Here is a 12,220-nt window from a genome sequence, read left to right as displayed (position 1 = left end):
GCCGCGTCGGCAGAGTGACCAGAGATCAGACCAGAACGTATATCAATCAGCACGGACGCGCCGACGAGAGGTCGCCGCACGGCCTCCGCGACGTCCACAGGGCACGCTTTCGATGTCAGGTGCTGCGCGTAGCATGGCCACATGGCTTCTCCAGACCTCGCGCAGAATTCCTCCCCGACTGCTGGGAACGATCTGTCGAGCGAGCAGAAGCTGCGCGAGCGCGCTCGTCGCATCCTGCACGAGGTCTACGGCTACGATGCATTCCGCGGGCAGCAGGAAGACATCGTCTGCGAAGTGGCCTCGGGCCGTGACGCGCTCGTGCTCATGCCGACCGGCGGCGGCAAGTCGGTCTGCTACCAGATTCCCGCACTGCTGCGCCCCGGAGTGGGCATCGTCGTGTCGCCGCTCATCGCGCTCATGCAAGACCAGGTCTCGGCGCTCAACGCAAATGGCGTGCGCGCTGCAGCGCTGAACTCCAGCGCCCCGCTCGACGAGCAGCACATGATCGAGCAGCAGGCCCTCGCCGGCGAGCTCGACCTGCTCTACCTCGCTCCAGAGCGACTCGGCACCGAGCGCACCTCTGACCTGTTCGACCGGCTCGACGTCGGGCCCGGCATCTCGGTGTTCGCCATCGACGAGGCGCACTGCGTGTCGCAGTGGGGCCATGACTTTCGCCCGGACTACCTGCGTCTGAGTATGCTTCATGAGCTCTGGCCGCAGGTGCCCCGTGTGGCGTTGACCGCAACGGCCACCACGGCCACGCGAAGAGAGATCGTCGGCCGTCTGGAGCTCGACGACGCACGACAGTTCGTCTCGAGCTTCGACCGCCCGAACATCCAGTACCGCATCGTCGAGAAGAACCGCCCCATCGAGCAGCTGGTCGACTTCATCACCAGCGAGCACGAGCATGAGGCGGGCATAGTCTACTGTCTATCTCGCGCGAGCGTCGAACGCACGGCAGACTCTCTGCGCGACCATGGCATCCCCGCGCTCATCTATCATGCCGGGCTCACCGCCGACGTGCGGGCGCAGAATCAGGCGCGCTTCCTGCGCGAAGACGGCCTGGTGATGGTCGCGACCATTGCCTTCGGCATGGGCATCGACAAGCCCGACGTGCGTTTCGTCGCACATCTCGACCTGCCGAAGAGTGTCGAAGGGTACTACCAAGAGACCGGCCGAGCCGGCCGTGACGGGCTGCCGGCGACCGCATGGATGACCTACGGCCTGCAAGATGTGGTGCAGCAGCGGCAGATGATCGAACGCGGCAACGGCGACGAGCGGCATCGTGAGGTGCAGCGTCGACAGCTCGACGCGATGCTCGCGCTGTGCGAGACGCTCGACTGCCGTCGAGTGCGGCTGCTCGCGCACTTCGGCGAGGCCAGCGAGCCCTGTGGCAACTGCGACACCTGCCTGACACCCCCAGAGCGATTCGACGCAACCGTTCCGGCTCAGAAGCTGCTGTCGACCGTGGTGCGCCTCGAACGCGACTACCACCGGCGCTTCGGCTCGGGCTATCTCATCGACCTGCTGCTCGGGCACGAGAACGAGCGCGTGCAGCAGTACGGGCATGCCGAGCTGCCCACCTTCGGCATCGGCGGCGAGCTCTCGTCGGCCGAGTGGCGCGCCGTGATCCGCCAGCTGCTGGCACTCGGCTACCTGCGCACGTCGGGCGACAAGTACGCCACGCTGTCGATCACGCAGGCCGCGGTGCCGGTGCTGCAGGGGCAGCAGACGCTCGAGCTGCGCCGCGATCTGATCGGCCGCCGGGCCTCAGCCGGCTCACGGCGCCGCGGCGGCCGCGGCGCCTCTCAGGCCGAGACCGTTCCCGAGGCGCTCGACCCGCTCTACCAGCGGCTGCGATCCTGGCGCAGCGCCGCGGCGAAAGAGCGGGGCGTGCCCGCCTACATCGTGTTCAACGACGCGACACTGCGCGGCATCACCACGCAACAGCCGCATTCGCTCGACGAGCTGGCTCGGGTCAGTGGCGTCGGCCAGACCAAGCTGGCCGCCTACGGCGAGGCCCTGCTCGAGATCGTCGCCGACTTCTAGCGCAACCCCGACGATCGGCGACTCCCGCAGCTGACACGGCTGGCCCTCGAAGCTAGACTGCGGGCATGACCGACATCTACAGCATCCCTCTGCACCGCCTGGACGGCACCCCGACGACTCTCGCCGAGTACCGCGACAAGACGCTGCTGATCGTGAACGTGGCGTCGAAGTGCGGGCTGACGCCCCAATACGCGAAGCTCGAAGAGCTGCAGCGCACGTACGCCGATCGCGGTTTCATCGTGCTGGGTTTTCCCTGCAATCAGTTTCTCGGGCAGGAGCCCGGAGACGCCGAGCAGATCGAGACCTTCTGCTCGGTGACCTACGGCGTGACCTTTCCGATGTTCGAGAAGGTCAAGGTCAATGGGCGCAACAAGCACCCGCTCTACGAGGTGCTCACCGCGGCTCCCGACGACAGCGGCAAGGCCGGGCGCGTGCAGTGGAACTTCGAGAAGTTCCTGATCACGCCGCCAGCCGAAGACGACGTCGATGCGGCACCCGGCATCCGCCGTTTCAGGCCGCGCACCGAGCCCGATGCGCCACAGATCACCGAGGCGATCGAGGCGTCGCTCGCGTCGCACTGAGTGCACGCACCTGCCCCGTACGGGTATGGAAAGAGCTCGGCACAGGCCGAGCTCTTTCTGTCTGCGGAGGATAGGGGATTCGAACCCCTGAGGGCTTGCACCCAACCCGCTTTCCAAGCGAGCGCCATAGGCCACTAGGCGAATCCTCCAGCGATGCACTTTTCAGCGCACACACCAACCTCATCAGTGTACCCGACGATTTCTGCCGGCGCAGGTGCCACGCAGGGTTTCGGCCCTTCGCTCACTCCTCCCCTGTGGGACAAGAGTGGGGCGGCACCGAGAACGTCTCTCGGTGCGGCCCCACTCTGCCAGCAGATTCGCCTCAGCACTTCAGCTGATCGAGGTCAGCGGGCTCGACGACCGTGACTCTGCTCTTTCGAACGAAGCATGACCAGGGCAGCTCCACCGATGAGCAGCCCGAACGCTGCGATCAGAATGCCGAAGTCCATGCCCGTCCTGGCCAGTGGGCTCAGGCCGTCGGCAGGCTGCACCTCGACTTCATCGCTGGCACTGAGCACGGCATCCGGCGTCTGCTCTGTGTCACTCGAGACGTGCACCGTATTGGTCAGGCGATCACCGGCGGCCTCGTTCACAGAGACCGTCAGCGTCAGCGTGCGCGTCTCGCCGACGGCGAGCGGAACCTTCGGGACCCATGTTACCGTCTGACCGGCCGAAGTCACACCCTGCTGATCGGCAGAACGGTAGACCAGGCCTGCCGGCAGCTCATCGACGACCCTGATCGCACTGGGGTCTTCAGTCGGCCCGTTGTTCGTGAGCGTGATCACGTAGGTGCCGTTCTCACCGATCTTGAACTCGCCCTGATGCTGCTTGGTGACGATCAGAGTCGACAGCGGCGGCACCACGATCGGGTCGTCTGCGTGGTTCGGGTGCGGGTCGTCCTGCCCCGGCTCGATGGTCGGCTCAGGCGTGTCCGAGCTGACGTCGACCCCGTTGACGATGTCGGGGTAAGCCTCAGCAGTCACTGTGGTGTCGAGCTTCAGCACCGGGGCGCTGGCGCCAGAGGCCAGGTTCCCCTCACCGGTCAGCAGTGCGAAGGCCACCGTGGTGGTGCCGTCGGCGTTGATGGTCGGCTCCCCGAGCTGCCGCCAGGCGGGTTCGCTCTGGTCAGACTCTTGGCCGGCCTGCAGCCCGACATAGGTCAACCCCTTCGGCAGCTTCTCTGTGATCGTCACACCGCGTGCAGTCGACGGCCCGTAGTTCGTCGTCGTGATCGTGAACGGCAGCGTGTCACCGATGTGCACAGCCGAGGCATCGTGCGTCTTCGTCACGCCGAGATCGGCCTGCTCAGTGACGTCGACCGTGGCGGTGTCGGTGTTGTTCGCAGGTTCGCTGTCGGGGGTGTCTGACGACGTCGTGGCTGTATTGACCAGCGCATGCTGGGCACCACTGGTGGCGTAGACGTCGGCAGAGAGCGAGACCTCGATCACCAGGGCCGGGGCCTTCGCACCCGTGGCAAGCGCACCTGCATATTCGAACTTCGGCGCGGTCGCTGTCGAGCCCTCGGCCACAGACCAGCCCTCACCGCTGACGATCTTGTCGAAGGTCATGCCAGCCGGCAGGGTGTCGCTGATGCGCACGGGCGCCACAACCTGCGAGGGCCCGTTGTTGCTCACGTCGAGCCGGTAGCGCAACGCGGTGCCGGCAGTCGCCGAAGAGACCTCATGCCCGTTCTCGTCAACGGCGGTCTTCGTGAGCTGCAGGTCGCCATCAGTCGTGACCACGATCTTCTCGTCGTCAGACTTCGTGTTCGGCGTGTTCGGATCGGTATCCGTCCACGTCGTCGTCGCCGTGTTCACCAAGTCGGTGCCGGTCGCGACCCCCTGCTCGATGTGCGCGGTCACCGGAATGCTGTAGATGCCCGGAGCGAGGCTGTCGCGCGCGCCCGTGGCGGTCATCTGATCCCACGTCCAGCCGTCACCGTCTGTGCCGATGCTCACCGGGGTCAGCCCGGCGGGCAGCACATCGCTGAGCGTGACGTTGCGGGCGAGCGACGGACCTTTCACCGTGAGTGTGACGTTGTACTTCACGTCAGTGCCCGCGATCCACGGGCCGGCAGCGACCGTCTTGTCGATCAGCACATCGGTCGACGTGGTGATCGGCGTCTCCTTCTCACTCGTGTTGTTGCTCGGGTTCGGGTCGCTGTCGGGGCCGTCGACGGTCGCGACGTTGACCAGCTTGCCCGCTGCCGCATCCTGCGCCACATGCGTGGTCAAGGTGACCGTGATGGTCTGACCCACGGCCAGGTGCAGCGACTCGTCGCCGATCTGCCAAGTCAGCTTGGTCTTGCCGTCAGCGGGTGAGCTGGTGGGCTCAAGTGCCTGAGCAGACTGCCCCGGCAGCACGACACGCGCGCTGCCGGCAACGTATGCCAGCTGTGCCGGCAGTGCATCGGTGACCGTGATCGGGCCACTCGTGTCTGACGACCCGTGGTTCGTGATCGTCAGCGTGTAGCCGAGATCCTTGCCTGCCGTGGGCACCGCCGTGGCATCGGTGAACGACTTCTCGATGCCGAGGTCGACCGAGCGCACTGGGCCGCCGTTGTCCGAGTCTTGCGGTTCATTGGTGTTGTCACCCTTGGCATAGGCCCAGTTCACGACGTCTGAGGTGATCGACGGCGAGGTGGATGCGGTGATCACGTAGGCAGCGGATGCACCGGCCGCGAGCTGACCGGCCGGGTCGCCGCTGGTGAGCTTCACACTCACGGTCTGGCCACCGGTCGAGACAACTGACCATGTACCGGCTGCGCTGTCGATGCTCTTGTACGTGAGGCCGTCAGGAAGCACGTCGCGACTGGTGACGTTCTTCGCGTCTGCACTCCCCTGATTGCTGACGGTGATCAGGTAGCTGACGTCCTGGCCTGCGATGATCTTCTGCTGGTCAGTCGGGATGAACCACGTGCCGTCGGCGCCCTTGACCACACGATGCTTGTCGATCGACAGAGTCGTGCCGTTGTTCGTGGGGTCAATCGTGACGTCGGCTTCACCGGTGTTGTTTGACGCACCCGGGTCAGAGGGCTCTGTCGTCGCGCCCGGCGTGACCGTCGCAGAGTTCTCGATCGTGCCGTCGAGATACGTGGGCAGCACGGTGCTGTTCAGCGTGATCTCGGCAGACTGATTGACGCTCAGCTTGCCGACGAACTGAACGGTGATGGTGTCACCAGCCTGAGCCTTGTGCTCGTTCGACCCCTTCGAGCCAGCGGCAAGTGCCCAACCGGCCGGCAGCGTGCCAACGGTGACGTCTTGTACGCCGGTCGGCACGGTGTCAGTCACGGTGATCGGCTTCTCGGCAGTGCCCAGAGAGCTGGCCTGACCGTTGTTGGTCGCCTTCAGCTGCCAGGTCAACGGCTTGCCCGCGCCGATGTCGGCAGGTGCCGTGGTCACCGACTTGGCCAGCGCCAGGTCGGCCAGCGCGGCGAAGTCCACCGTGTCAGTCGAGCTGTTGTTCTCGGGGTGATCGTCGAGGGTGGGGCTGCTGAGCTGTGCGGTGTCAGTGCCCGTTGAGCCGTTGACCGGATCGATCGCGGCATCAGCGTCAGCGGTCACCAGGATGGTGAGCTTCGGCAGTGTGGCGCCCGTCTCGAGCGTGACGCCGGTGCCTCCGTACGTGTACTTCGCGACCCACTTGCCTTCGGCATTCTTGACTGGGGCACCGTCGACGCTCCATCCTGCAGTGATGCTCTCCGGCGCGATGCCGGTGACTGTCACGCCGTCAGGCACCTCAGTGGTATCGGTGATGGTGAAAGGCCCCACCGCCGCATCCGGGCCGTTGTTGGCCACTTCGATGTCCCAGGCACTCTGCTGACCTGAGCCTGCATAGATCGGCCCGCTGGCCTGATCGGCCTTGTGCAGGCCGGTCTTGTCGACCGACAGGTCGGCCTCGGCGATGTATGCCTTCGCCTGAGCGTCTGTGCCTGCGTATGAGCTGTCGCCCTGGTCGCTGATGCTGCCGGAGTTGGTCGGGGCAGCCCCGTTGGACTTTGCACCGCTGCCATCCGTCAGCTCGACGCCGACCGTGTTGGTGTGCTCACCGGTTGCAGCCTTGGTCGTATCGGGCACGGTGCCGTCGTTCGGCGTGGCCGTGTAGACCACGGTGATCTTCTCACCGGGCTGCAGCGTCCAGCCGTCCTGACCGGCGTCGCGCCATGAGACCTTGCCGGTGTCACCCGCTGCAGGCCCACTCGTGCTGGCAGCCAATGAAGCGCTGTTCGCGCCAGAGGCTTTCGTGACAGACGATGTCGCGGTGAATCGCCAGTTGTCTGGCAGATCATCGACAAGCTTCACATTCTTGGCGACGCCCGCTCCGTTGTTTGTCGCGCTGATGGTCCACTCATAGGCGCCGCCTCGAGTAGCGGTACCCGAGTCGGGAGACTTCTGCAGTTCGACGTGCGGGAAGACCGGCGTGATCTGCGCGGTATCGCTTCCGCCGGCATACTCACGGGTTCCCGTCGGGTACTCACCGTCAGTCTTCGGCTGCGATGCAGAGTGGTCGATGGTCACCGTGTTGGTGTTGTCGGCATCCCATGTGGTGGAGGCCGGATCCAGCTGGTCAGAACTGATCAGCTGAGCCGTGTACTCGACCGTGACCACGCCGCCGACCGGGATCTGTGCAGCGGAAATGGCAATCGTGCCGTCGTTTCTGACCGCCTGTGCGTCGACGACGCCTGTGGTGCCCGACGCCGTGATGTCCTTGACCGACGCCGCATCAATGTTCGCGGGAAGCGCGTCAGCAGCGTTCACGTCATAGGCGGTGGACGCGTTGCCGCCTGCCCAGTTGGTCAACGTCACGCGATAGGTCGCCCAATCGGCCGGGTTCACCTTCGCCTTGCCCTCGTCAAGGCTCGGGGTGCTCCCGTTGACTTTCACCACCGACTTCTCTGGGGTGAGTTTTGGCCCGAGCACCGTGAAGGTCGCCGGTTCAGAGGTCGAACCATGGTCGAACGCCGTGCTGTCCGGACGATTCGAATCGTTCCAGCCGATGCTGGCGACGTTCGAGATGGTCGAACCGGGCTCGATATACGTCGTGCCGTCAGAGCCCTTCCCCGTCACATCCGCGACGAAGACCACACGAATCTGTCGATCCGTCGCACCCGAGGTCACCTTGTTGTTCTGATCGCCTGCCAGCACCCACGTGACGTTCTGCCCATCGACTGCGGCCTGGACGCCCTGAGGATCCTCAAGAGTCGTCCACGACTGGCCACCGTCATCGCTCGTCTGCACGCTGGTGGTGCCTGCAAAGGTGATGCCCTGTGGCAGCGTGTCGCCAACCGTCACGTTATAGCCGGTCGTGTTCGCCGGCAGCTGCGATTCGATCGTGTAGACCTGCTGCTGTCCATAGGTCAAGGCGCCGTCTTCACGAGTCTTGACCGTTGTGAAACCGACGGCGGTGATGTCTTTCGATGCCTGCTTGGCGTAGGTCTGGTTGACTTGGCCGCCGTTCTGATCAGTCGCCTCCTGCGCACTGAGCGAGTCCCCCTGCACAGTGGCCGTGTTCGTGAAGACCTTCGCAGCGCCAATGGGGTTCGGCAGCTTCGCCTGGTAGTTCACAACATACGACTTGCCGGGCTGAATGCCTGCGGTGTTGAGGGCAGGATCGTTCACAGCGACAGTCAGCACGGTGTTCGCAGGGATGACGTCACCCACGTTGAGGGTGGCGGCGACGCCGTCAACGGTGAATGATGACTGCACACTGGCAGCAGTCACTGTCGTTCCGTTCAGCTGGACATCACCGAGCCCCTGCCAGATCAGCCCAGCGGGCAGGGCGTCGTTCAGGCTCGGGGTCTTCAGACCTGGGCGTGAGCCGTCCGCTGTGGCAGTGACCTTGTAGTCGATCACATCGTCTGCGTTGACACGTGAGCCATCTGACAGCACAGTTCCCGCTCGAGAAGCCGTCTTGCCCACGCTGATCTTCGGCTGCACGATGTCGACATCTGCGGTGTCAATCAGTGCGGTCGTGTTGGCCTGGCTGGAGAATGAGGCGTAGTTGCGATCGCGCAGCGACGCCGAGGCATCAGCGAAGGTCGGCGCGGTCGTGACCGCAGCATCTGCGGAGACGACACCCGAGAACGCCACAGTCAAAGTCACTGTCTGATCCGACGTGTTCGTCCAATCAGCGATCGCCGATGTGAAACCGTTGGCGGTCTTCTCGCTGAAGGTCACCGACGGCACACCACTGCTCAATGGCCCGTCCGCATTTGCCCAAGAGGCCGCTGGCGATGACGTGTTCAACACGACTTGTGGATCAGTGCCTCGTTCCAAGGCATCGTTCAGGCGTGCACCCGTGATCGTCGAATGCGCGGGAATCTCCAAGGTGATCCGGTAGTCGACCCGCTCGCCGACGACAGCCTGCGCAGAGTCTCCGTAGACACCCTGGGCAAGGTCGCTCTGGCCCGTGCGCGACCAGTTGTTCTGCGCCTGGCCGAGCCCGGAGGTCACCTGCTTGTTGAGCACCACATTCTCTGCACGCACGTTGGCGGAGTCATCAGCGCGTGGCGCGTTGGGCTCGATGGCACCACCAGACTGGATGCTGGTGTCGATGTTCTGCGCCGGGTACCAGTCCCACGTGGTCGGGCTGCTGGTGTTCTGGTCCAGGATCGTCGTGAAATGGCGTACACCAGCGGTATTGGTGAAGAGCTTGTTCACTTCGGGGTTGTCGGCCACCTGCTGCGTCACATAATAGGTGGCCGTTGCTCCAGCCGCCATGGTGCCGTTATGCGTCCATTTCAAAGTCTTGTTCGGCTCGTCAAGCGCATCAGTGATTTGATTCGAGAGCGCCTCGTCGCTGTAGAGCTTTGCAGAGCCGGCGACGAACTCTGCAGGCAGCACATCCCAGATCTCGGGATCGCTGATGGCGTAGGAGTTCGTATTGGTGACTGCGATCTTGTACGTCACGGTCTGCCCGCTCTTGACCTGTGAGCCGTCGGGAAGCGGATTCTGGCCGACTGTTCCCGCGCTGCCGATGCCCACGATGCTCTTGTCGAGAGCCACCTTCGCGTCAGGCTCGACCCAGAAGCTCACCCGGTCACGGAATGTGACGACTTGACCGCTGTTGTTGGTGATCGAGGCCTTGGCCAAGTTGTCCTTGACCGTCACGCTGCCGCCAGCAGCTGGCGCATCCGTCACCCGCACTGCGATATTGAGCGCGAATTCCGCAGGGTCATCACCGAGCGACTGATAGTTGTCATTCGCCGTCCAGGAGAGCACGGAACCGTTCTGGTCGAAATCCCAGACGGATTTTCCACCGGCGTTGTTGTGGTGGGAGAAGTCCCAGCCCACGAGCTCGACTCCGGCAGGCAGGTAGTCCCTGACCGTCGTGCCCCTCAGCTGAAGCTTGGGATCCTGGATCTGCATGTGCACATGGAACCAGACGATGTCGCCCCGTTGGAAGGTGGAATCAGCAGCAGTCGAGTCGGTGTTGTAGAGAAAGCCCTTGTTGCTGGGGTCTCCCATGGTGCCCTCATTGTGGCCCTGCTGATCGGGCGTCTCGGTGTACTGCAGCTCTGCCGCAGTGAACGCCTCGGTCTCGGCACGGGGGAGAATGCCCTTCTTGATGGTGGGAGTCACCGCGCGCAGGTCGACGGAGGCACCGCCGCTGAGATCCGGCGTACCGGGAGTCTCCTGCTCAACGCCCGGGATCGTCGTCACTTTCGACTCGACCGCGTTCGTGAAGAGGTCGTAGGACACCACCTGCTGGGTGGGGTCTGACGTGTATGTCGTCTGCAAGTAGACCGGAATGGTGATGGAGACCTTGCCACCGCGAGCCAGCGTGTTCAGCGTGTCTGCAGCAGGGGCTCCGGGAAAGTTGAACGACACGGAATAGGTGCCGTCAGAGTTCAGAGTGGCACCCGCATAGGCCGCGCCAGCCGGACTCGAGCCCAACGGCAGCGTGCCGGAGTACTTGTTGTCGGAGTCCACCGGTGACCCGGCGACTGCCTGAGCGACCACGTCGTCGGCAGCAGTGGGAATCGGCTGCATGCCATCGCCGAGAGTGTCGGTCACCGTGATGCCCTGACCGGCGACGTATTCCGACAGCGACGTGGTCAGTGTGAAGTAGGTCACGCTGCCTGGACTGAAGTCATATGCGGGCCGGTTGCCGATGCGCTGCTGAGTCGCGGCAACCGGATTTCCCTGTGCATCGACGACAGTCTTGTCTGCGACGACATCCTGAATCGTGTACTGCTTCGAATCAGCGATGTCTACCGTGGAGTCGTCTTCACTCAGCACCTGAGCGGTGTTCGTCACCTGAGAGCCGACCAGGTCACGGGTGTTCGCACCCGTGTTGTTGTCGAGGTTCGAGGCTTGTTCCAGGCTCGTGGCTGAAGGCGCCGAGTCTGCTGGCCACGGGGCGTTCTCTTTGAGCGGGATGCCTGCGGTGTAGCTGATCTGAGCCGTTTGCCCGGCTGGGACGGTCACCTGCCAGGTGCTCTTGGTGTACACACCCGCTGCGACACCCGGCACTTCGCCATCGGCCAGAGTGACCGTCTCAACGGATTTGAGCGCCCCTGACGACGTGCCGGTAGTTCCGGGCTTGGGTCCGACCGCTGAGGCCGCCCCAGTTGTGTCCGCAGACTCCGCTGTGCCATCCGTGCCATCAGTCCACTCGGGTGCGCCGCTCGGGCTGTTCGTCGACGTGGAGTTGTCCGTCGCACCGAGGAATTCGAAGGCAGCCGGCAGATAGTCGACAACGGTTCGGGTGACGTCTGCGGTGCTGTTGTTCTGCAGCGTCAGCGGAATCGTGCGTTTGTTGTCGTGCACGCCACGCAGCCAGTCAGCGGGAGCCGTGTCCAGGGGCGAAGACTTGTCTTTCAGAAAGATGAGATCCGAGATCGTCGTCGTCACCGAGTCTTCCGGGCTGGACTGGTCAGGCTTCGGCTGGTCTCCCGAACCGAGCACTGAGCTGATCGCATCCTCGTCGACAGTCGATGCCGAGGTCAGCTGCGCGACCACTCGAGGATCGGAGTTGCTGTACGCCTGAGCGGTATTCTTCAGCGAACCGGTGATGCCTTGGTCGAACTTGACCCGGTACTCGAAACTGATGGACTGCCCCGGGACGAGATCGAGTTCGTTGTGCCAGACGAGCACGTGCTGGCCCGTCGCAGAGGTGGTGGAGCCCTCGGTATGCGTCACCGCGATCTGAGCAGGGTCACCGAACGAGTACGGATAGTCGACAGTCGTCGACCCTGCCACATACGAAGCCCCGGCCGGCAGGGTGTCCAGGAGTGAGACGTTGTAGGCGTTGGAGGTGCTCGTCGCCGGATTCTTGATCGTCACCCGGTAGGTGACGGTATCATCAGCTGACGCAGACGCCGGCCCGGATTTGTCCACCTCGAGCACCTCGGCGGTGCCATCGGCATGCGCATCGGCTGCGAACTGCGGGAGCGAGCTGAAGCCAGCCATCGCGATCAGCAGCGCCATCAGCATGGCAATCGGGCGTCGATACCATGGCTGCTCAGTCGAAGCATCAGCGGGCGCGTCGTCCGAGCCTCGTTTCGGCAGGCGGTCTCTCGTGTCCAAATATGCCGGCATGCGTTCCTTCTATCCCCTTGCGTCGAACAGCCTTCGACCGATGTCGAG

At 64.0% G+C, this 12,220-nt stretch carries 3 protein-coding genes and 1 tRNA gene; 2 read left to right on the top strand and 2 right to left on the bottom strand.

Annotated features, from left to right (window positions below):
• Positions 1–141: 141 nt before the first annotated feature.
• Together recQ and LRX77_RS05035 are read left to right on the top strand one after the other, a co-directional pair.
• On the top strand, positions 142–2,049 hold the full coding sequence (gene recQ / locus LRX77_RS05040; protein ID WP_231831830.1) for a DNA helicase RecQ: 1,908 nt from the start codon (positions 142–144) through the stop codon (positions 2,047–2,049).
• Between the two features lie 65 nt (positions 2,050–2,114).
• Positions 2,115–2,630: a glutathione peroxidase gene (locus LRX77_RS05035; RefSeq protein WP_231831829.1), complete on the top strand. Its 516-nt coding sequence runs from the start codon at positions 2,115–2,117 to the stop codon at positions 2,628–2,630.
• 64 nt (positions 2,631–2,694) lie between these two features.
• Here the strand turns inward: LRX77_RS05035 and LRX77_RS05030 are convergent.
• A tRNA-Ser gene (locus LRX77_RS05030) sits at positions 2,695–2,779 on the bottom strand.
• Positions 2,780–2,974: 195 nt separating this feature from the next.
• Positions 2,975–12,172, bottom strand: coding sequence for an isopeptide-forming domain-containing fimbrial protein (locus LRX77_RS05025; protein WP_231831828.1), 9,198 nt, complete (start codon positions 12,170–12,172; stop codon positions 2,975–2,977).
• Positions 12,173–12,220: the final 48 nt, after the last annotated feature.

It is taken from the genome of Pseudoclavibacter sp. 13-3, from assembly GCF_021168475.1.
In the GTDB taxonomy this organism is placed as follows: domain Bacteria; phylum Actinomycetota; class Actinomycetes; order Actinomycetales; family Microbacteriaceae; genus Pseudoclavibacter_A.
This window is presented reverse-complemented; position numbering and strand designations above follow the sequence as displayed.

Coding starts and splice junctions, on each gene's coding strand:
- recQ (WP_231831830.1), top strand. CDS start 142: ATGGCTTCTCCAGACCTCGCGCAGAATTCCTCCCCGACTGCTGGGAAC.
- LRX77_RS05035 (WP_231831829.1), top strand. CDS start 2,115: ATGACCGACATCTACAGCATCCCTCTGCACCGCCTGGACGGCACCCCG.
- LRX77_RS05025 (WP_231831828.1), bottom strand. CDS start 12,172: ATGCCGGCATATTTGGACACGAGAGACCGCCTGCCGAAACGAGGCTCG.